17 protein-coding genes are annotated in these 21,009 nt (G+C 49.1%); 10 read left to right on the top strand and 7 right to left on the bottom strand.

Annotated elements, in window-relative coordinates; genetic code table 11:
• Positions 1-3 precede the first annotated feature (3 nt).
• The 3 genes from pgl to gndA form a co-directional block, all read right to left on the bottom strand.
• Positions 4-726, bottom strand: a complete 723-nt coding sequence (pgl, locus tag M4J38_RS16270) for a 6-phosphogluconolactonase (protein WP_251760835.1) — start codon at positions 724-726, stop codon at positions 4-6.
• A gap of 194 nt (positions 727-920) precedes the next feature.
• Positions 921-2,429, bottom strand: a complete 1,509-nt coding sequence (zwf, locus tag M4J38_RS16275; RefSeq protein ID WP_251760836.1) for a glucose-6-phosphate dehydrogenase — start codon at positions 2,427-2,429, stop codon at positions 921-923.
• A gap of 21 nt (positions 2,430-2,450) precedes the next feature.
• Positions 2,451-3,869 (bottom strand): NADP-dependent phosphogluconate dehydrogenase, encoded by a 1,419-nt coding sequence (gene gndA, locus M4J38_RS16280; RefSeq protein WP_251760837.1) that lies wholly within the window; start codon positions 3,867-3,869, stop codon positions 2,451-2,453.
• 130 nt (positions 3,870-3,999) lie between these two features.
• On the opposite strand from gndA, the gene cls reads away from it, so the two are divergent.
• From cls to M4J38_RS16295, 3 genes are all read left to right on the top strand, one after another.
• Positions 4,000-5,484, top strand: coding sequence for a cardiolipin synthase (cls, locus tag M4J38_RS16285; RefSeq protein ID WP_251760838.1), 1,485 nt, complete (start codon positions 4,000-4,002; stop codon positions 5,482-5,484).
• 61 nt (positions 5,485-5,545) lie between these two features.
• Positions 5,546-6,622 carry a COX15/CtaA family protein gene (locus M4J38_RS16290; RefSeq protein WP_251760839.1) on the top strand — a complete coding sequence of 359 codons (1,077 nt, stop codon included), beginning with the start codon at positions 5,546-5,548 and terminating at the stop codon, positions 6,620-6,622.
• Between the two features lie 83 nt (positions 6,623-6,705).
• Positions 6,706-8,940 carry a patatin-like phospholipase family protein gene (locus M4J38_RS16295; RefSeq protein WP_251760840.1) on the top strand — a complete coding sequence of 745 codons (2,235 nt, stop codon included), beginning with the start codon at positions 6,706-6,708 and terminating at the stop codon, positions 8,938-8,940.
• Positions 8,941-9,010: 70 nt separating this feature from the next.
• Here the strand turns inward: M4J38_RS16295 and M4J38_RS16300 are convergent, their stop codons facing one another.
• On the bottom strand, positions 9,011-9,934 hold the full coding sequence (locus tag M4J38_RS16300; protein ID WP_251760841.1) for a diacylglycerol kinase family protein: 924 nt from the start codon (positions 9,932-9,934) through the stop codon (positions 9,011-9,013).
• A gap of 468 nt (positions 9,935-10,402) precedes the next feature.
• Between M4J38_RS16300 and typA the strand changes: the two genes are divergently transcribed.
• Both typA and M4J38_RS16310 read left to right on the top strand, forming a co-directional pair.
• Complete coding sequence (gene typA, locus M4J38_RS16305; RefSeq protein ID WP_251760842.1) at positions 10,403-12,211, top strand: translational GTPase TypA; 1,809 nt, start codon at positions 10,403-10,405, stop codon at positions 12,209-12,211.
• 146 nt (positions 12,212-12,357) lie between these two features.
• On the top strand, positions 12,358-12,573 hold the full coding sequence (locus tag M4J38_RS16310; RefSeq protein ID WP_251760843.1) for a hypothetical protein: 216 nt from the start codon (positions 12,358-12,360) through the stop codon (positions 12,571-12,573).
• Between the two features lie 4 nt (positions 12,574-12,577).
• Here M4J38_RS16310 and meaB read toward each other — a convergent pair whose 3' ends face one another.
• The 3 genes from meaB to M4J38_RS16325 all read right to left on the bottom strand — a co-directional run bounded on the left by meaB (position 12,578) and on the right by M4J38_RS16325 (position 15,739).
• Positions 12,578-13,495: a methylmalonyl Co-A mutase-associated GTPase MeaB gene (gene meaB / locus M4J38_RS16315; protein ID WP_251760844.1), complete on the bottom strand. Its 918-nt coding sequence runs from the start codon at positions 13,493-13,495 to the stop codon at positions 12,578-12,580.
• Between the two features lie 18 nt (positions 13,496-13,513).
• A complete protein-coding gene (locus M4J38_RS16320; protein WP_251760845.1) occupies positions 13,514-14,578 on the bottom strand; it encodes a glycosyltransferase family 1 protein in 1,065 nt (354 codons plus the stop codon).
• 144 nt (positions 14,579-14,722) lie between these two features.
• Positions 14,723-15,739 (bottom strand): hypothetical protein, encoded by a 1,017-nt coding sequence (locus M4J38_RS16325; protein WP_251760846.1) that lies wholly within the window; start codon positions 15,737-15,739, stop codon positions 14,723-14,725.
• A 123-nt stretch (positions 15,740-15,862) separates the two neighbouring features.
• On the opposite strand from M4J38_RS16325, the gene M4J38_RS16330 reads away from it, so the two are divergent.
• The 5 genes from M4J38_RS16330 to lptC are packed head-to-tail and all read left to right on the top strand — an operon-like array spanning position 15,863 to position 19,980.
• Positions 15,863-16,747, top strand: a complete 885-nt coding sequence (locus M4J38_RS16330) for a glycosyltransferase (RefSeq protein WP_251760847.1) — start codon at positions 15,863-15,865, stop codon at positions 16,745-16,747.
• A gap of 2 nt (positions 16,748-16,749) precedes the next feature.
• Complete coding sequence (locus tag M4J38_RS16335) at positions 16,750-17,403, top strand: LON peptidase substrate-binding domain-containing protein (RefSeq protein ID WP_251760848.1); 654 nt, start codon at positions 16,750-16,752, stop codon at positions 17,401-17,403.
• A 10-nt stretch (positions 17,404-17,413) separates the two neighbouring features.
• Entirely contained in the window at positions 17,414-18,151 is a 738-nt protein-coding gene (locus M4J38_RS16340) for a type III pantothenate kinase (RefSeq protein ID WP_251760849.1), read from the top strand.
• Entirely contained in the window at positions 18,114-19,421 is a 1,308-nt protein-coding gene (locus M4J38_RS16345) for a hypothetical protein (protein WP_251760850.1), read from the top strand. Before M4J38_RS16340 ends, M4J38_RS16345 begins: the two co-directional genes overlap by 38 nt.
• Positions 19,414-19,980 carry an LPS export ABC transporter periplasmic protein LptC gene (gene lptC / locus M4J38_RS16350; RefSeq protein ID WP_251760851.1) on the top strand — a complete coding sequence of 189 codons (567 nt, stop codon included), beginning with the start codon at positions 19,414-19,416 and terminating at the stop codon, positions 19,978-19,980. Before M4J38_RS16345 ends, lptC begins: the two co-directional genes overlap by 8 nt.
• The last annotated feature ends 1,029 nt before the right edge of the window (positions 19,981-21,009 follow it).

The following is a 21,009-nucleotide window of genomic DNA, read 5'->3' on the forward strand; positions in this document are numbered from 1 at the left end:
GGTTTAACGATTTAATTGTTGTGCGGCGGCTTCGTCCACGAACCAATGCAGTTCCCCCGCGGGTTTGATTTGTTGTGAAGGATAAATATCCGGTTGATGCGGACCTTCCAGCACAGCCTTTAATGTTGCTGCCTTGCCTGCGCCAGCGGCCATAAAAGCAACACGCTTAGACAAGTTCGTAACCGGTGCCGTAATAGTGATGCGGAACATATCCTGCGCCTCCAGGAAAAACGCGTCCGCCCATTTATGTTTTTCGTTTACAATGGGTTTACCAGGGAAAAGGGACAGTGTATGCCCATCGTCGCCCATGCCCAGCAATACAAGGTCGAAGCTGAATGGCTTTCCGTCGAAATAAGCATGGAGCAGGTTTTCATATTGCAGTGCCGCTTCTTCCGCGGGAATATCCGTTCTCATCACATGGATCTGTTCTTTTGGAACAGGCACGAAGTTCAGTAGCGTATCGAAAGCCATTTTCGCGTTGTTGCGCTCATCCTCAAGAGGAACCGCGCGTTCATCGCCCCAGAAGATATGCAGTTTGCTCCAGTCTATTTCGGAGCGGAGTGGTTCCTGCGCCAGTATCCGGTGCAGCTTCTGCGGCGTACTTCCACCTGACAATGCCAGTGTAAACCGGTCTTGCTCCGCCAACGTTTCTTTGATCACAACGGCCATCCAGCGGGCCACATGTTGCGCGAGTTCATCAATGTTTGGATGAATATGTATCTGCATATACTAACTAATGTAAATGAAAGGGGCGTATCCAACAACACGCCCCTCTATAATCAAATTATTCTATGATTACCAACAGTACCTTACTTACAAATTACTCAGGGTTTAAAAAGTTCGGCAACGCTTTGCGTCTGCGAGGCACGAAGCAGGAAGCAATTGCGGGAAACCCTGCATCAACGCCAGGCCCTGAAAAATTAATGATGCGCCGGCACCGATATCCAGTTATGCCCTTCTCTTGCGATCAGCGCCTCCGCATCTTCCGGTCCCCAGCTATCGGGTGCATAATTCGGAAAATCGAGCGGCGGCCGTGCTTCCCATGCTTCCTGGATCGGCATGATCACTTTCCACGCGGCTTCCACCTGGTCGGCACGCATGAACAATGTCGCGTTACCTTCCATCACGTCCAGCAGCAATGTTTCGTAGGCTTCCGGCTGGCTCTCCTCGTAGGCATCTTTATAGTTGAAGATCATGTCCACGGGATTGAGCGACATTTCCTGCCCCGGGCGCTTGGCCTGGAACCTGAGCCTGATGTCCATTTCAGGTTGAATGGAAATGGTGAGCCGGTTAGACCGCCATGTTTCTGCGGCTTCCGGTGGAAACGCGTAGTTGGGGGCTTTTTTGAACTGAACGGTAATGATGGTGGATTTCTCCTTCATCCTTTTACCCGTTCTTACATAAAATGGAACGCCCTGCCAGCGCCAGTTGTCGATATAGAACTTCACCGCGGCGAAGGTTTCCACGTTGGAATGCTGATCCACGCTGCTTTCTTCCCGGTAGCCCGGTACTTTTTCTCCTTTCATCCATCCGCTGCTGTACTGGCCGCGGGCAGCAAAATCTTTTACATCGTCTTTCGTGATCTTGCGCATGGCGTGGAGTACATCCACTGTTTTGTTGCGGATCTCATTGGCATCGAAGGAAACGGGCGCTTCCATACCAATCATGCACAACAGTTGCAGGATATGGTTCTGCACCATATCACGGAGTGCGCCGGACTGCTCGTAGTAACCGCCTCTTCCTTCCGCGCCCACGGTTTCCGACGCGGTGATCTGCACATGGTCGATATAATTCCTGTTCCAGATGGGTTCGAACAAGGCGTTCGCGAAGCGGAGCGCGATGATGTTCTGAACGGTTTCTTTCCCAAGATAATGGTCGATACGATAGATTTGTTTTTCATCGAACATGGTGAGCAGGAGCGAATTCAGTTCCTGCGCGCTTTTCAGGTCGTGACCGAAAGGCTTTTCCACCACGATCCTGGTACATTTGGTATCGGCGCAAATGTTGAGCGGACCAAGTTTCTGCGCAATGCCCGGCACCAGTTGCGGCGCTACGGCGAGGTAAAAAATCACATTGGGGTGTTCGCCGTATTCTTTTTCTTTCTCTTTCACGATATCGGCGATCTTCTGGTAATCGGCTTCATTACCGGCATCCATCTGGAGATAGGCCACATGCTCAGAGAATTTGCTCCATTTACCGTTTTCTTCACCTTTCCGGCGGCTGAATTGCTGAATACCTTTCAGCAGGTGCGCGCGGTAGTTATCGTTGCTGTATTCTGTTCTTCCTATACCTACTATATCGAATTTCTCCGGCATCCAGTCGTCGATGAACAGGTTGAACAGGGCAGGAGAGAGTTTCCTGTAATTAAGATCGCCGCTTCCTCCGAAGATGAACAGCAGTGAAGCCGGCGGTCTTTTATGATTTTGCATAACGGGTGGTTGATGTTGGGATTAGATAGTGGTCCAGCTCGTGTGGAATTTACCTGGCTGATCAATTCTTTCGTACGTATGTGCGCCGAAGAAATCACGTTGCGCCTGCAGCAGGTTGGTGGGCAGTTGCGCACTGGTGAACGCGTCGAAATAATTCAGGGCGCTGCACAGGCAGGTGGCGGCGTATCCGTTGAGCACGGCTGCGGAAGCCACTTTGCGGGTGTTGGCGATCTTATCTTTCAGCATACCGGCAATGGCCTCGTCGAGGAGGATATTGCTGAGGGAAGGATTCTTTTCAAAAGCCTTATCGAAATCCTGGAGCAGCAGGGAGCGGATGATACAGCCGCCTTTCCATACGTTCACCACTTCCTTCATCGGGATCTGCATATCATGATCGGTGGAGGCTACCTGTAGCATGGCAAGACCTTGTGCATAGCTGATCATTACACCGAGGAACAAAGCGTCGTGTACTTCCTGGATGAAAGCGGTTTTGTCAACGGAAAGCTTTGCCGGTTCAGCGTTGTACAGTTTGGCGGCTTCCACGCGCAGGCTTTTTTGGGAAGAGATATTTCTCATTGCAACGGCACCGTCGATCATCGGGATCGGGGAGCCGAGTTCCAGGGCATCCTGTGAGGTCCATTTACCGGTTCCTTTAGCGCCGGCCTTATCGAGGATCATGTCCACGAGATGGTTATTGGTCACATCATCTTTCTGCAGGAAGATATCGCGGGTGATCTCAATGAGGAAAGATTGGAGGTCGCCATCGTTCCATGCTTTGAATACTTCGTGCAGTTCTTCGTTGGTAAGGCCTGCACCGCGGTGGAGAAGGTCATAACATTCCGTGATGAGCTGCATGATGGCGTATTCGATGCCGTTGTGCACCATTTTCACATAGTGACCGGCAGCGCCATTTCCGAGGTGTGCTACGCAGGGAACGCCGTTTACTTTGGCGGCCACGGCTTCCAGCATGGGTTTCGCGAAGTTGTAAGCTTCTCTGTCGCCACCGGGCATAATACTCGGTCCACGGCGTGCGCCTTGTTCACCGCCGGAAACACCCATGCCCAGGAAGTGCAGGTTTTTCCCTTTAAGGTATGCGTTGCGGCGAACGGTATCGGTAAAATGGGAGTTGCCTCCGTCTATAATAATGTCTCCGGGAGAAAGCAGCGGGATCAGCGATTCAATCACATCGTCCACGGGTTGTCCTGCGGGCACCAGCAGCATTACCTTACGGGGAACTTCCAGCAATTCCACCATTTCTTCCAATGTGTTCACGCCTTTCACCTTTGTTCCGGGTGTGGCTTCAGCTTCCATCACCCCTGTTTTTTCCGCGCTCTTGTTGAATCCGAGAACCGCGAAACCATTATCGGCCATATTGTACAGGAAGTTCTTTCCCATTACGCCAATGCCAATCATGGCAAACTGATACTTTTGTGCGCTCATAGTTTTGTTTTGTATTGGGAGACAAATTTAGGTGATTTGGAATGAAACGGCTTTCCGCTTTTACTGCCTGTATTGTAAGTTTTATGTAATATAGTGGCGAATGAACGGGTTCTCGCCCTAACTTACGGTTATGTTTTCATTTCCCTTACTGTTGATTGACTGGCTGACCGATATGGGCTGGGCCACGATTCTGCTGGGTATTTCCTACATACTGAGCGCCATCGTGGCGATATTGATTATTTCAGAAAACAGAAATCCCAGTAAAACACTGGGGTATTTGCTGTTGCTGTTCGTGCTGCCCTACCTGGGCGTACTCATTTATTTTGTTTTCGGAGAGAATTACCGCAAGCGGAAGCTGTACAAACGCAAGCTGATCAGGGATGAAAGAACGATGGAGAAGTACAATGCTTACCTGGTGCGCCTTACACGGGAAGCTTTGGCGGCCTACCAGGAAGAAATTGCCCACAATGCCCCGCTGGTGCGGATGTTGCTGCGCGAAAGCCGTGTAACACTTACTGTATATAATGAAGTGAAATTACTGGTGAACGGGGAAGAGAAGTTTCCGGCGGTGATGGCGGCGTTGAAAGAAGCCAGGCACCACATTCACCTGGAGTATTACATTTTTGAAGAGAGTGCCGTAGCGGAAGAAATCTGCGCTATCCTGAAACAAAAGGCCCGCGAAGGCGTGAAAGTGCGCCTGATCTACGACGATTTTGGCAGCAGTCTCAGCGGGAAGTTCCTCCGTTCACTCCACGAAGCGGGTGTGGAAGCGCTCCCGTTCTATAAAATTTATATTCCGGTGCTTTCTAACCGCCACAATTACCGGAACCACCGGAAGATCATTATTGTGGATGGGGAAACCGGTTTTGTAGGCGGCATCAACATCTCCGACCGCTACGATAACTCCAGGCCGGGCAATGAACTTTTCTGGCGCGACACGCACCTCATGATCAAAGGGGATGCCGTTAAAATGATGCAGGCGCTTTTCCTGGTGAACTGGAACTTCTGCGCCGACGAGGAACTTGGGGTTACCCACGAATTTTTCCCCGATACCTGCGTTGTTTCAGAAGAACTCACCCAGATCGTGTACAGCGGACCAGATTCGGACCGTGCCACCGTGATGCTTTCTTATTTCGCGGCCATCAGCAATGCGCAGGAATCCATCTGTATTACCACACCTTATTTTATTCCGAACGAAAGTATCCTGAACGCGTTGAAAAAAGCGGCTTTCAGCGGGGTGGAAGTTAAACTCATCGTGCCGGGTGTTTCCGACTCCCGCGTGGTGAACGCCGCCGCACGTTCTTATTACGAAGAACTGCTGGAGGCTGGTGTGCAGATTTACCTGTACCAGAAAGGGTTCGTCCACGCCAAAACTATGGTTTGTGACGGAAGGTTGTGTATGGTGGGCTCTTCAAATATGGACATCCGGAGTTTCGACCTGAACTTTGAAGTAAACGCGGTATTGTACAGCAGGAAGCTGGGTGCCGAACTGGTGTCCGTTTTCGAGAACGACCTCCTCTCCTGCGAGCAGGTATTCCTCCAGAACTGGAAGGCGCGTCCGCGCCGGGTGAAACTGGCCGACTCCATCTGCCGGTTGTTCTCACCTTTGTTGTAGTCCATACAAAGCATGTTCCGTTCCACTTTCAATTTGTAACGCGTCCTAATTTTGCAGCATTATGGACAGCAATTTGAACGGATCCCGCGGAACAGCGGTATCGAACTGGATACTGATCGGCATATTCATGCTTATTGTACAGGTGATACTGGGCGGCATCACGCGCCTTACCGGGTCGGGGCTGTCCATTACAGAATGGAACGTGGTTACCGGCGCCCTTCCCCCGTTGAACGAACAGGGCTGGCTGGTGGAATTTGAGAAATACCAGGCCACCCCCCAGTACCGGATCCTGAACGCGGATTTCACCCTGGGCGATTTTAAATTCATTTTCTTCTGGGAATGGTTCCACCGCTTCTGGGCCAGGCTCATCGGTGTGGTGTTCGTGATCGGATTCGTATACCTGGTGGCTAAAAAGAAACTGAAGCCGGAAATGCAGCGACCGTTGCTGGTACTTTTCCTGCTCGGTGCATTGCAGGGTGCCGTGGGCTGGATCATGGTGGCCAGCGGATTAACCGGTGATGCCGTTTATGTTAAACCCACCAGGCTGGCGTTGCATTTTATTTTTGCCCTGGGTCTGATTGCTTACGCCTACTGGTTCTACCTTCAACTGACCGTAAAGCCTGGTGAAAAAACAGTGCAGCCCGTGTTAAAAAAACGGATCATCTGGCTGGTGATTATACTGGTGCCGCAACTGATGTATGGCGCTTTGATGGCGGGTCATAAAGCCGCCACTTCCGCCGCCACCTGGCCCACTATCAATGGAGAATGGATTCCCGAAGCATTGTTCAGGGAAACACCCTGGTTGCTGAATTTTATTGAGAACAAGCTGACGGTGCATTTCGTGCACCGTGGGCTCGCCTATATATTGCTGGTGATGGTGGTGCTGTTTACGGTGAAAGCTTTTAGAACACCATCGGTAACGACCACCTTTAAGCGCTGGGCCAAATGGCCGTTGTTGCTCACTTTTTTACAGGTGTTGCTGGGCATATTTGCCGTACTCACCAGCACAAAAATTATCCCTAACCAGTGGGGCGTATTTGAATGGATGGCGCAATTGCACCAGGTGGTAGGCATGTTGTTGCTGGGAAGTTTGCTGCGCCTGCTTTTCCTGCTGCGAACACCATCCAGGAACCTGTAAACCATAATTTTACCTTTTAATTTGTAGGTGAAACCCTTTCACCTTACACCTATTATTGTATCTTGTCGGGAGATACAATCCATATGAAAGTACCCCAGGGCCTGAAGAATTTTTTATATTCCTTTCCCGTGCAACTGGTTTTTCTTCATTTCAGGAAATACCAGGTGCTGCTGCTATTCTGGGTAATACTTTTCAGTACGGTGAACGGAGATTTCATGCATGCTTTCGGCGCGGACTCCCTGTTCCTGGCCCCGGAGTACCTGGATAATGTAAGTCCCGTCAGCGCTTCTTTTGTCGGAATATCCATCGGTATCTTCATCATGAGTTGGAACATCACCACATTCATTCTGCATTCACGACAGTTCCGCTTTCTTGCCACCACCACGCAGCCTTTCCTCAAATACTGCCTTAACAACAGTGTTATTCCCATGGTGTTCCTGGTGTTTTACCTGGTGAGCGCCATCCGTTATAATCTGAACCGTGAACTGATGCCGGGATTTGAAGTGTTCGCGCTGGTGGGCGGTTTTGTAGCGGGGCTGGTATTGCTGCTGGCTATTTCGTTGCTGTATTTCTTTGGCGCCGACAGAACCATTATGAAACGGATGGCGCCGGTTATGAGCAACCCCATCAAATTTCTATCCACCTATGGCAAACACCGGAACGGGGGCGAGGAGAAAAGTCTGGTGAAAGTGGACTGGTACATGGCCGGCCCGATTCACCCGCGCAAAACACGGAACGTATCGCATTACAGTTCGGGCTTCATTGAAAATGTATTCAAACAGCACCACGTGGCGGCGGTGTTTTCCATCTTTATTGCCTTCATCTTTCTGCTGATCATCGGCTTCCTGCTTGACCAGCCCGTTTTTCAACTTCCCGCAGGCGCCAGTATTGCCCTCTTCTTTTCAATTTTGATCGCCGTAAGCGGCGCTTTTTCACTGTTCCTGCAGAGCTGGAGCATCCCTGTTGTGGTGTTGATCTATTTACTGCTGAATACCCTTTACACGAACAATATTATTGATACCCGGAACAAGGCTTACGGAATAGTATACACGAAAACAGAACGTGCGCCATACAACCGCGAGGCGCTGATGGCGTTGTGTACACCGCAGAAAATGGAGGCCGACAAACAGAATATGATCCGGATCCTCAACGCCTGGAAAGCCAGGCAGCATTCGGAGAAACCGGTGATGTACCTGATTAACGTAAGTGGCGGCGGAAACCGGAGCGCCACGTTTACCATGAATGTGTTGCAGCGGCTGGACAGCATCACCAACGGACAACTGATGCACCAGACCTTCCTGATTTCCGGCGCCTCGGGTGGTATGCTGGGGGCCACGTATTTCAGAGAGCTTTACCGGAGGAGCCAGACCGATTCTTCCATCAACCTGCACGATCACCGTTATGTGGATGATATTTCAAAGGATTTGCTGAATTCAATTTTCTCTTCTTTCGTGGCACGCGACCTGGTATCGCCCACGCAAAGATTCAAAGTGAATGGTCAGGCTTATGTGAAGGACCGTGCCTACGCCCTTGAACAACGTTTGGGTGAGAATACCCGTGGCTACCTCAACAAAACCCTCGGCGATTACAGGGTTGAAGAAAGCGAGGCCCGGATTCCATTGATGATGTTCAATTCGGTAATCACCCGCGACGGTAAAAAAATGGTGGCCAGCACGCAACCCGTGAGCTTTATGATGGTGCCCGATATGGACACCGCACGCATCCGCCAGTCTGATCCGGATGCGGTGGATTTCGGTGCCTTACTGAAGCACCACGATCCCCAGGGTTTACGCATACTCACGGCCATGCGCATGAACGCCACCTTCCCTTATGTGCTGCCCAACGTGTGGTTGCCTACCACCCCGGTGATAGATGTGATGGACGCGGGATTGCGGGATAATTTCGGCCAGGAAACAACCCTGCGTTTTATCCGCCATTTCCGGGACTGGATCAATGAAAATACGGCAGGCGTGGTCATGATCTCCATCCGCGACCGGCAAACGGGTGGGTGGGAACATCCTTATGTGGCCACGGATATCAGCGAACTGCTCACGAAGCCGGTATTACTGATCCAGCACAACTGGCATAAACTCCAGGATTATTACCAGAACGACCAGCTCAGTTACGCGCAAACCATTGTACCCGGCAAATTGCAGAAAATATCTTTCCAGTATGTGCCCCGTCAGCAAGACAATGGGGCGGCGCTGAATTTCCACCTTACCCGGCGCGAAAAACAGGATATCGCCGATGCGTTGGATAATCCTTTCAATTCAAAATCCTTCTCCTCCGTATACGAATTGATGCAGGCAAAGCAGTAGCATATCAGAAGTACACAATGAAGTACAACAACACATTGGTGTCCAACCCTGGATTCCGGGTGGCTGCCGATCAGGCTTTTTCCCGGGCGCCCGCTGCTGCCGGAACCAGCAAATAAAACGCCTGTTCCAATATTTCAATGTTGAAGTTCCCGGCTGTTGCTGCCGGATCCCCATCTATGTGCAGCATGGCTGCGCCTGTATTTTGAATGGAAAGTTGCTTTGCCTGAAAATACAGGATATGATCGGCATCCTCCAGTTGCTCCACGCGTTTCATTTCGTTCTGGCCGGTCACCTGGCTGAAAACGGTGAAGGGAAGGAGGAGTTTGTTCATCTTTTTTACCACTACTATATCCAGTAATCCGTCGTGTAAACTGGCTTTGGGGGCGATGGTGAACTGATTTCCGAACTGGTTGCTGTTGGCGATGGAAATGAAGAATGCTTCGGTTTCGATGGACTGCCCGTCGGCGGTAATGAGGAAGGGATAGGCTTTTGCCGCCATGAAATGTTTCAGGGTTTCCATGGTGTAGGTAAGAAGTCCGCGGGTTTTCTGCTGCGCGAAAGCGTGCGCCACTTCTGCATCAAAGCCGATGCCGCTGAGCATGCAGGCGAATGTGTTGTTGATGGTGAACGCGTCGGTAGGCAGGGCGTTTCCCGATAGAATGATTTGCAGTGCCTTTTGAATATCGGTGGGAATACCGGCTGAAAAAGCCAGTCCGTTCCCCGAACCAAAGGGGATGATCCCAAAATTTACCGGGCTGTTCCTGAGGGCACCCACGACCTGGTTGATGGTGCCATCTCCTCCGGCGATGATGACATCGGTGATTTTTTCGGTATGGATGATGTTGGCGAGGTATGCGTATTCACCTTCTCGGTTGGTATGTTCTATACGGAAGGAAAGTTTGTTTTTTGTGCAGAAACCCGCGATTTCCTCGGGGAGGGAGGTTTTGTTTTTCGTTCCCGCAATAGGGTTGATGAGGAAAAGGAGGTGCCGCATGGTGGTGCAAGTTAGGAGGTTTCACGGAATTGCTTTTTGCTTCGTTTCACGCAATTGCTTGTGCCTAACCACGGACTGCTTCGTTTCACGCAAAGGGCGCAAAGGAGCAAAGGCGCAAGGCCTTGATATGTTTCGGATAGGCTGAATGAAGAACTGGTTGCATCCATTTTAAAATGCCTTAAGCCACTCAGCCTTTCAAACTTTGCGTCTTTGCTCCTTTGCGCCCTTTGCGTGAAATTCCCGTGAGGGATAGCAGCGGAAAGCCCGCACCGCAAGCCGCAGGCGAAGCGGGAGGACTTGCAGCGGATAGCACGGCCCGAAGGGACACGGCCAAAATAACCAATACCTTAAAAACGAACGTATTATGCCGCGGCCGCCACACATAACAATGGCATAACCAATTAAAATAGCCCGTTCCCGCTATTTACCGTACCTTTGCACCCTTAAATTTTTAGCTTTAGTCACTTTATGGACATCAGAAACATCGCCATCATTGCACACGTTGACCACGGTAAAACTACACTGGTTGACCGCATTTTACACGCCACCAAGGTTTTCCGTGATAACCAAGACACCGGAGAGTTGATCATGGATAACAACGACCTGGAGCGTGAAAGAGGGATCACCATCTTCAGTAAGAACGCCGCCGTTAAATACAAAGACGTGAAAATCAACGTTATTGATACCCCGGGCCACGCCGACTTTGGCGGTGAGGTGGAAAGGGTACTCAAAATGGCCGATGGCGTGATTCTGCTGGTAGACGCGTTCGAGGGCCCCATGCCCCAAACCCGTTTCGTATTGCAGAAAGCGCTTCAACTGAACCTGAAGCCACTCGTGGTAATCAACAAAGTGGACAAGCCCAACTGCCGTCCCGATGAAGTGCACGACGCTGTTTTTGAACTGTTCTTCAACCTCGACGCTACCGAAGAACAACTGAACTTCCCCACTTTTTACGGAAGTGGCAAGAACAACTGGTTCAACGACTCCCTTACTGAAATTGAAGGTATTGATCCCTTGCTGGACGGTATCCTGAAATATGTACCCGCGCCCAAAGTGAATGAAGGTCCGCTCCAGTTGCAGATCACTTCACTGGATTACTCTTCCTTCCTTGGCCGTATCGCCATCGGGAAAGTAACCCGCGGCAGCGTGAAAGAAGGCCAGCCCATCGCATTGATGCAGGCCGACGGTACCATCAAAAAACAACGCGTAAAGGAACTGTACGTGTTTGAAGGCATGGGCAAGAAAAGGGCCACTGAAGTAATCGCGGGTGACCTTTGCGCCGTGGTTGGACTGGAAGATTTCAACATTGGTGACACCATCGCCGATGCTGAAACGCCTGAAGCGCTGCCAGTAATCAGCGTGGATGAGCCTACCATGAACATGACTTTCTCCATCAACAACTCGCCTTTCTTCGGACGCGACGGTAAATTCGTTACCAGCCGCCACCTCCGCGACAGGCTGATTAAAGAAACAGAAAAGAACCTCGCCCTCCGCGTGGTGGACACCGACAGCGGCGATACCTTCCTGGTATATGGCCGTGGTATCCTGCACCTGGGCGTACTGATAGAAACCATGCGCCGCGAAGGCTACGAACTTACCGTGGGTCAGCCCCAGGTAATCGTGAAGCACATCGACGGTAAAAAAATGGAACCCTACGAAAACCTGGTGGTGGACGTGCCGCAGGAATTCGCTTCAAAGGTAATCGACCTGGTTACCCGCCGTAAAGGGGAGATGCTGGTGATGGAAACCAAAGGTGAAATGCAACACCTGGAATTTGAGATCCCCTCCCGCGGACTGATCGGTTTGCGTACGCAAATGCTGACTGCCACCACCGGCGAAGCCGTAATGGCACACCGTTTTACCGAATACAAGCCTTGGAAAGGGGTGATTCCCGGAAGAAGCAACGGCGTGTTGCTGGCCAAACAAACCGGCACCACCACAGGCTACTCCATCGATAAACTGAACGACCGCGGTACTTTCTTCGTGGATCCGGGGGAAGAAGTGTACGCCGGACAGATCATCGCCGAACACATTAAACCGGGCGACCTAGTGGTGAACGCGATCGAAGGAAAAAAACTGACCAACATGCGCGCGAGCGGAAGCGACGCGGCTACCAATATTGCCCCCAAAACCCTGATGACGCTGGAAGAATGTATGGAATACATTCAACAGGACGAGTGCATCGAGGTTACGCCCAACTTCATCCGGATGCGTAAGATCCACCTGGATGAGAACGAGCGGCTGAGGCAGCAGAAATCAATGAAAGCGGAAGCCTAACTTCCTTTCACGATATTTCTCTCGTAAATGTTCAACGGCCGCCTCTTTTGGGGCGGCCTTTTACTTTTCAGGGTTTTAATGGTACTGAACGGGCCTGGCGCGCTTCGCGCCGCCGATTGCTGTATTTTTGCAGAAATTCGTTTGTCATGAAAAGAGGTGTACTGGTGTTGGGCATCTGCCTGCTTACGGCAGGTTTTTGGGGGAACAGGGCTTCCGCCCAATGTTCCATCTGTACCAAAACCGCCCAGCAAATGGGGGAGAAGCCCGCGAAAGGCATGAACTCCGGCATCATCTACCTGATGCTTACACCGCTGGCCATTATGGGTTACATTGGTTACCGCTGGTACCAGAGCAACCGTTAACACCTTATACTTTTTCTTCTACCAGTTTGTACAGGTTAAAAGTTCCTTTCTCCAATAGTTGTGTGATCTCTTCGCGTAATACGGAACGGCTCATGTTTTTCATTCTTTTCTGCTGAATGAGTTGCCATGCTTTTTCGGTGAGTAATCCCGCGCGGTCCTCCAGGGAAAAGGATTGGGCGAAATACGCCTGAATTGCCGTGGACAATTCGGCTATTCCTTCCTGCGTGCTGGCGACGGTTTTGAAGATGGGCTTGTGTTCCGCCGTATGTTTGAGGGATGGGTACAGGTGCTGCTGCAGGTTCTTCACGAAGCGGTTGGCTTCGGGACGATCGGCTTTATTGACCACGAAAATATCGGCGATTTCCATGAGCCCTGCTTTCATGGTCTGGATATCGTCGCCGGCTTCGGGAACTAGCACCACGAGGGTGAGGTCTGCGAGTCCTGCGATTTCCACTTCACTTTGCCCTACGCCTACGGTTTCCACGAGAATATAATCGTATGCAGCGAACTTAAGCAGTTCGGTTATTTCCAGCACTTTGGGGTGAAGTCCGCCGAGCCAGCCGCGGGTGGCGAGGGACCTGATGTACACTTTTGGTTCATCGTACCACCTTCCCATTCTGATCCGGTCGCCCAATACCGCGCCTTTACTGAAGGGAGATGACGGATCGATGCAAAGGATGGCGATTTTTTTATCCAGTTTCAGAAGCGATTCGGTAAGCGCATCCGTGAGCGTACTTTTTCCTGCGCCTGGAGGCCCGGTGATGCCGATAATTCGGGTGGAATTGTTTTGTGGAAGCGCGGAGAGCAGGGACTCGTAACCGGGCGCTTCATTTTCGATGAAGGAGATGGCCCGGGAGAGCGCGCGGATATTGCCCTGCTGAATATCCTGTATATACTGTATGGTAACTGTTGCTGCCTTCATGACGTATCCGACTCTTCTTTATTTTTCTTCCAGCATTGCTTTGTACAAAGAAATGTATTCTTCCGATGCTTTTTCCCAATTAAATTGAGACGCGTAGTTTTTTCGTGCCAGAACTGCCGCATCAGATTGGTTGAAGTCAGGCGCATTTCTTATCGTCATTGCCATATATTCGGGATCGAAGTTTTCCCAAAACACGGCCTGATTGCCACCTATTTCCCGCAAACTGGTGAGGGGAGAAGAAAAAACGGGCTTTCCCGCATAAAAAGCTTCAATAACCGGGAGTCCGAACCCTTCGAACAGGGAAGGGAAAAGAAAAGCGGCGCAGTGACTGTACAACCAGTTTTTTTCTTCAGCAGATGGTTGGTGCAGGCGTATGATGTTCTTCAAATCCAGCACTTCAATTCTTTTCGTCATCTGTTGCGCATAAGCCGTTTGCCAGTTTCCGGCGATGACCAATGTTTTTTCCGGCAGGATGCGCATCATTTCGACCAGCGTGTGTGTATTCTTCTTAGCGGTAAGGCTGGAGATGTGAAAAAGAAAATCTTCGGGCGGTAATTGTTTTGGCGCGTGCGATGGCTGTTCAAGCGGATTGGCCACACCGTTCCTGATCACATGAACTTCTTTTCCGTTAAGGTCCAGGTGTTGCCTTATTTCTTCAGCGGAGAAAGCCGAAATCGTGGAAATAACGGATGCGCGATGGGTTTTTTTCTGGATTTTACGCCTGTATTTTTCGGCTTTCCAACCTGTTTTTTCATAGAGCAGGTTCAGGTCGTGGATGGTAAGTAAAACTTTCCTGGCGGAACAGGCGGGATCATACCCTGTGGTTTGGTGCAGGGAATGCCATACATCGAAAACAGGCATTGTGCCAGGGAAATACCGGGAACGAAAACCTGTTTTGAAATAAGTGAACGCATTTCCCCAATAGCCAACAAAGGATGGCGGCACCAGGGCACAGAGTATTATTCCTTCTTCTTTTAAAAAAGGCGCTTTAGCAGCAAGGGCTGTAGCATAACGCAAAGACACTTCTCCCAGTCCTACATAAGGGTCTTTCAGCTTTTCGAGGTCGATTAATATCCGCTTCATACTTTTGGTTGGGTGGGAGATGTTCCTATTTGCGCACTGCAATTTAGGGGCATAAACCAACACGTACCCGTTTCATCAATGATTTCTAAATAAAAAAGAGCCGACCTGGTATGGGGCCGGCTCTTTTGTCCACCTGTAAAATTGTTACCACAATGGCGCTTGCGCTGTTCCTGCATTTGTCCATTGGTTCTGGCTCACATCACCCGCAATATGATGCGTAATGGAACCGTACAGGTTGAGCGTCCAGTAGGCGGTACCCAGGGTACCGCTACCGTTGAATTGTCCTAAAAGCAGCACATAGTCACTGTTGGCCTGAACCGCAGTATTAAAACTGATATTCGGTCCGGCGAAGTAGGCGCCCTGTCCTGGAACATTTACGGTGGCGGTGCCCGCGAGGTTGGTTGAAATATTGCGAAGTTCAGAAGCGGGTCTCCACTTTTTGCCCTTCCATTCGAGTTTAATTCTCAATGTAAGATATGTGGCCCAATAGTAAAAGAAGCTGTCAGAGTAACCTTCAAAGAAAGAAATGACTTCGTGTACATATTTCCTGTTTCCAACAATAGGCGTTTGTTGAACAAACTCATATTGGTGGCGGGCATCACCGGCGTTGAATCCCATATTAAAATAATCCGCGGCTATTTCCCCGGAGCCATTCTCGTAAACCGGCAATACTTTACTGCCGGCCTTGAACTTTTTCTCCACTTTGTCGGGATTTGCTTTGAAATAAGCCAGTTCATTTTGCTTTTCAGCGGAAATGTAATATTTCATGTTGTTCTGGTACCAGATGATTTCATTACCAATCTGTATTTCCCCTTTGCTGTTTAAGAGGTAGAGCTGACCGGGGGTAAAATGAAAATCCGCCAGTGCTTCAAGCTGCTTGTCTTGCGCATCATCCTGCAGATTAAAAGCTTCCAATGCGGCATTAAGTGACTGAAAACCAGTTTCTTTTCCTGGAATACCCTCAAGAGATCCTCCTTTATTCAGGGCGGTAAGCGCTTTATTAAATGTGGTTACATTCTTAAAGACCAGCCTTCCCTGGTCAACAGCAATGGGAACGTCTTGTGTATTGATCTCTTCGGAAATTACGGAACTTGATTTTTGACAGGAGGAAAGTGCAAACAATACACCAATAGCCAGAGCGGCTGTGCGTCTCATTTTCATAATAATAAGGTTTTTTTAAAAGTATGTATCATCTTCCAAACAATGAAATTAATTTTGAATGAAGAACACTTCAGTTAACGATCACCGGCCAATGATCTTAAAAAAATTGCCACGTTATACGATATGCGAATTTCAGGATTTACTTATGTACGGAATGGATTAGAACTGGGTTACCCATTCATCGAGTCTATTCGTTCCATCCTTCCGATATGTGATGAAGTGGTGGTGGCTGTTGGAGATTCCCACGATGGAACACGTGAAGCGGTTGAAGCGATTGATCCGCAGAAAATAAAAATCGTGGACACTGTTTGGGACATGCAGCTCCGAAAGGGGGGGAAGGTGTTCGCCCAGCAATCCAACGCCGCGCTGGATGCCATAACAGGCGAATGGGCAATCCATATTCAGGCGGATGAAGTGATGCATGAAAAGGATCTTCCCCTTCTGCTCCAAGCTATCCAGGATAATGAACACAACGAAAAAGTGGATGGTTTCATACAGCCTTTTCTTCATTTCTGGGGAACGTATGATTATATCAGAACCTCAAGAAAGGTGCATAAACATGAGATCCGCGTATTCAGAAACAATAAATATATACGCGCGTACAGTGATTCCCAAGGCTTCAGAATATACAGGAGCGCCGACACCTACAACGCAGGAGAAAAAGGCAAAAAACTCCACGTAAAAAAAATTGACGCCCCGGTGTATCATTACAACGCGGTGCGCCCGGCGCCACTGATGAACAAAAAAAGAGACAACTTCCTGATACATTGGAATGTAGAGAATAAAGAAAAAGAATTTGACTACCAGAAAGTGGACCGGTTGGAAAAATTTACAGGAGAGCATCCCGCTGTTATGAAAGACCTGGTCGAAAATATGAACTGGCATTTTGAATTCGATCCTGCAAAAGCGTATTGGGAAAAGAAAAAAGATAAATACCTTCAACCCATCGAGGATTTTCTCGGTATCCGCATAGGAGAGTACAAAAACTATATTCTGCTAAAAAAATAACTTTGATCAATTTCATTCCCATATTCCCGCTCAACATCGTAGTATATCCCGGCGAACAGTTGAACCTCCACATTTTTGAACCCCGCTACAAACAATTGATCCGTGAATGCGTGCAGGAAAAGAAGCCTTTCGGCATCCCCACCGTGATCGATCATAAACTGGAAGAATACGGTACCAGGGTATTTGTGACGGAGATCGTCAAAGAATACGATAATGGCGAATTGGACATCACCACCCGTGGCGAAGATGTTTTCCGTATCCTCGAAGTGATCAGAGAGGTGCCCGAAAAGCTTTACGAAGCCGCGATCGTGGATTACCCCGCCAACGTATTTTCCGCCCCGCCGCAACTCATGCCACGTATCCTGCCCGTTATACGGGAACTGCATAAGTTGCTGAATGTATCGAAGTCTTTTAAAAAGAAAGATGAAGAACTGAGCAGCTACGATGTGGCCCACCATGTGGCGCTTTCGCTGAACGAAGAATATGAATTGCTTACCTTGCTGCGCGAAGACCAGCGGCTGGAATACCTTAAAAGGCACCTGAACAAGGTGGTGCCCTTCCTTTCCCAGATGGAGTTGCTGAAAGAAAAGATCAAACTCAACGGGCATTTCCGCAACCTCGAAGGACTCGATTTTGAATGGAAAGCCGACAAATAATACGCCTGACATGGTTGTAACCCTGTGTTTCGACTTCGGGAACACCCGGAAAAAAGTAGCGGTATTCACCGATGGAATATTTACGGAAGAAGTCTTTCCGGAAGATGACCACCCCGCTACCATAAAAGCATTACTCGACAAATGGCGGCCCGCCCGCACCATTCTTTCTTCGGTGGTGCACCACCATCCCGAGTTGGAAACCTTGCTTGCGGCACAGAGCTGGTTCCATAAACTCAGCCACCTCAGCAAACTGAACTTCAGTACGCCCGTGGGAAAACCTGAAACCATCGGCGCAGACCGCCTCGCCATGATGAGTGCCGCCGTTCACCTGTTTCCCGGGACAAATACACTGGTGGTGGGGCTCGGAACCTGCATCACCTACAACTTCATCAACAAGTACGGGGCATTCATGGGTGGCGGAATTTCTCCCGGCATGGAAATGCGCTTCCGGTCGCTCAAGGAGCAGACCGCCAAGCTCCCTTTGATCGAAAAGAACTGGGATTTCCCCCTAACCGGGTATGATACAAAAACAAATATTCTGAGTGGGGTACTCTTCGGAATGGCCCGTGAAATCGACGGTTTCATCGATTTATACGCTGAAAAATACAGGAACTTTAACGTGCTTTTAACCGGGGGTGATACACCCTTTTTTGCACGGCATCTGAAAAATAAGATATTTGCAGACCCTCAACTAATATATAAAGGATTGTATGCGATTTGTGAGCACAATTTTCAACAGGAAAAATAACGGAACCGCCCTCGCTTTACTGCTGCTGACAGCCGGACCGGCCGTTGCCCAGGAAAATTCACCTTATTCAAGGTATGGACTGGGAAACCTGGTACCCTCACAAAACGTGGTGAACAGGGCCATGGGAGGGATATCGGCAGCTTATTTCGACGGGCAATCCATCAACACGGTGAACCCGGCCTCTTACGCTAAATTCTCACTTCTTACCACTTTTGATATTGGTTTGGATATAGAAAGCAGAACATTACGGAATACCAATCAGACCGATAAATTCAGCGCCGCCAACATGCTGGTGAACTACCTGAACATAGGTGTGCCGCTAAAAGCCGGTAAGTGGGGGCTGAACCTGGGTTTGAGGCCCATCTCCAGAATCAATTACAAAATTGAAAGGAACAGCAGGATCGAAGGCGTGGACAGCATCCGCTCCCTGTATGAAGGTTCGGGCGGCACCTACCAGGCTTTTGCCGGAACAGGGGTGGCCATCAAGAACTTCAGTGTGGGTGTCAACTTCGGATACTTCTTCGGCAGAAAGGAATATACCACGAGAACCACGCCCGTAAATGATTCCGTGTTCTATTATCAATCCAAATTCTCCACACAAACCAATATCGGCAGTCCTTTCATTGATGCCGGTGTTCAATATTCCATCAAGCTGGCAGAGAAGAACTGGCTGCGCCTCGGCGCCTACGGCAACCTGGAACAGAACCTCAGCGCCAAACGTTCCACCAGGAACGAAACGTTCAGTTATTCGCAAACAGGTGCAGACCAGACCATTGACAGCATTTATTTCAGCGAAGAAGTAAAAGGAGATGTGGTATACCCCATGAAAGTCGGTTTCGGCGTGCTTTACCAGAAGGCCGAGAAATTCCTGGTGGGCGTGGACTATGAGCAGGCGCAGTGGAGCAATTACCGTTATTTTGGTGCGACAGATGCCACACAAGACAACTGGACCCTCCGCGTGGGCGCGCAGATACTGCCTAACCTGGAAGCCAAAAAATACTGGGGCAGGGTGAACTACCGTGCCGGATTTTATACCGGTCCCGATTACATTATCGCGGAAGGAAGGGATATTCCCAACTACGGATTCACCTTCGGTATGGGCCTGCCCGTTCGCCGCGGCCCCTATTCCACCCAGTTTACCATCATCAATACGAACTTTGAGATCGGCAGAAGGGGGAATAACGACAATTCATTGAAAGAAAGCTATTTCAGGGTATCCCTGGGACTTAACCTCAGCGATATCTGGTTCAGAAAACGCCAGTATGAATAGGCCATTTCTCAACAAATATTTTACGGCAGCTCTCCTTTCGGCGGGCTGTTTTTTTGCGGTCTCCTGCGGAAACTCGGATGCTGAAATAAAAGCGCTTACCGATAAAGTGGTGTCCGTTGAAGTGGCGGAAAAGATTGAAAGCTTCCTGTCGCAGGACGGAAAGATACAGGCCAGGCTTACGTCCCCGCTGATGAAACGCTACGATGTGGACTCGCCTTATTACGAATTCCCGAAAAGCCTGCACGTTGATTTCTACAATGATTCCGCCGTGCACGAAAGCAAACTCGATGCGCGTTACGGCAAATACAACGAGGGCATTCAGAAAGTGTTCCTCCGGGATAGCGTGGTGGTGATCAATATGCTGAAAGGCGACACCCTCTATTGTGATGAGTTGTGGTGGGACCAGAAAGCCGAAACCTTTTATACCGATAAGAAGGTGCGAATCCGTACTTTAACCGAAATCATTGATGGCATGGGCATGAACGCCAAACAGAATTTTACTGAATGGAACATCCTGAACGGGGGAGGCACCATTAAATTCAGGGATTCGGAGTTGTAGGTTTCCTATTGATATTACGCTTTAACGCGCGTGTTATTCTTCCGGCTGATTTTCTTCATCCTTCGGCTGTTCCATTTTCAACCCTTTTTTCATTCTTGCTCTTATTCTTATTGTGAATGTTTCCCGTGCATCGTACGCAAACCGGACATATTACTGGTTATACTCCTGTACTTTGCGTAGGGGCCGCTTAATGTAATCGGAACACCTATAGGATGTTTTTTTCTTCATTCAAATGAGGCAAACCACCATTTCCGGTGCGGTGTTATAACGGAGAAACGTATAGGAAAACAACGTCGGTGGCACCGATTTCCGAATCAAGATAAGTATAGCCCATTTTAGGCGTCCTTTTAAGTGCTATTTCCACCCGTGTAAACACCTCCTTTTAAAACAAGATTTTCACCTGCTGCAACAGCAAAAATTAACCAACCAATTATTTATTGTAAAAGCTGCGAGTAGTCTTAATTAATATGAGCGTGGCGATTGCTCAATAACTATGTCGACTAGACTGGCACAATATCTATTTGTCAGTAAGTGCAACTGCTTCAATCTCGCAACAAAATGCGGCATGCATTTATCAATGCGTTCATGCTTCATACATGGCCATAAAAAATATATACGCTATAACCCTTTACTGGCAATACTTTCAGAAAAACATTTCAAAATACTTCGCTCAGAATTTGGCAGCAATAACATCTGCCCTTACCTTTGCACTCCGTTACACAAAACGGGTAGTTCTCTGAAAGCAACGGCAACACACAAACGAAAAAATCTTCTCAAAAGATTTGGTGGTTTGAAAAAGATTGTTACCTTTGCAACCCGCTGATAAAAACAGCAAATAGTTCTTCTCTTTTGGTTTTAAAAACTCACCTAACAAATTGGTTCTGAAGATTTTTCAAAATTAATTTTGGTTGAATGAAGAAAGCCGCTTACCTTTGCAACCCGATCGAAAAAGAGGGTGGTGGAAAAGTGAGATAAGTGATTGATTATTAAGGAATAAAGATCTTTGAAATACTGGAAACAACAGCGCCA

The organism is Parasegetibacter sp. NRK P23 (assembly GCF_023721715.1).
GTDB lineage: Bacteria > Bacteroidota > Bacteroidia > Chitinophagales > Chitinophagaceae > Parasegetibacter.

Bases quoted from the DNA above. Each gene is read 5' to 3' on its own strand.
- pgl (WP_251760835.1), bottom strand. From the start codon at position 726: ATGCAGATACATATTCATCCAAACATTGATGAACTCGCGCAACATGTG.
- zwf (WP_251760836.1), bottom strand. From the start codon at position 2,429: ATGCAAAATCATAAAAGACCGCCGGCTTCACTGCTGTTCATCTTCGGA.
- gndA (WP_251760837.1), bottom strand. From the start codon at position 3,869: ATGAGCGCACAAAAGTATCAGTTTGCCATGATTGGCATTGGCGTAATG.
- cls (WP_251760838.1), top strand. From the start codon at position 4,000: ATGTTTTCATTTCCCTTACTGTTGATTGACTGGCTGACCGATATGGGC.
- M4J38_RS16290 (WP_251760839.1), top strand. From the start codon at position 5,546: ATGGACAGCAATTTGAACGGATCCCGCGGAACAGCGGTATCGAACTGG.
- M4J38_RS16295 (WP_251760840.1), top strand. From the start codon at position 6,706: ATGAAAGTACCCCAGGGCCTGAAGAATTTTTTATATTCCTTTCCCGTG.
- M4J38_RS16300 (WP_251760841.1), bottom strand. From the start codon at position 9,934: ATGCGGCACCTCCTTTTCCTCATCAACCCTATTGCGGGAACGAAAAAC.
- typA (WP_251760842.1), top strand. From the start codon at position 10,403: ATGGACATCAGAAACATCGCCATCATTGCACACGTTGACCACGGTAAA.
- M4J38_RS16310 (WP_251760843.1), top strand. From the start codon at position 12,358: ATGAAAAGAGGTGTACTGGTGTTGGGCATCTGCCTGCTTACGGCAGGT.
- meaB (WP_251760844.1), bottom strand. From the start codon at position 13,495: ATGAAGGCAGCAACAGTTACCATACAGTATATACAGGATATTCAGCAG.
- M4J38_RS16320 (WP_251760845.1), bottom strand. From the start codon at position 14,578: ATGAAGCGGATATTAATCGACCTCGAAAAGCTGAAAGACCCTTATGTA.
- M4J38_RS16325 (WP_251760846.1), bottom strand. From the start codon at position 15,739: ATGAAAATGAGACGCACAGCCGCTCTGGCTATTGGTGTATTGTTTGCA.
- M4J38_RS16330 (WP_251760847.1), top strand. From the start codon at position 15,863: ATGCGAATTTCAGGATTTACTTATGTACGGAATGGATTAGAACTGGGT.
- M4J38_RS16340 (WP_251760849.1), top strand. From the start codon at position 17,414: ATGGTTGTAACCCTGTGTTTCGACTTCGGGAACACCCGGAAAAAAGTA.
- M4J38_RS16345 (WP_251760850.1), top strand. From the start codon at position 18,114: ATGCGATTTGTGAGCACAATTTTCAACAGGAAAAATAACGGAACCGCC.
- lptC (WP_251760851.1), top strand. From the start codon at position 19,414: ATGAATAGGCCATTTCTCAACAAATATTTTACGGCAGCTCTCCTTTCG.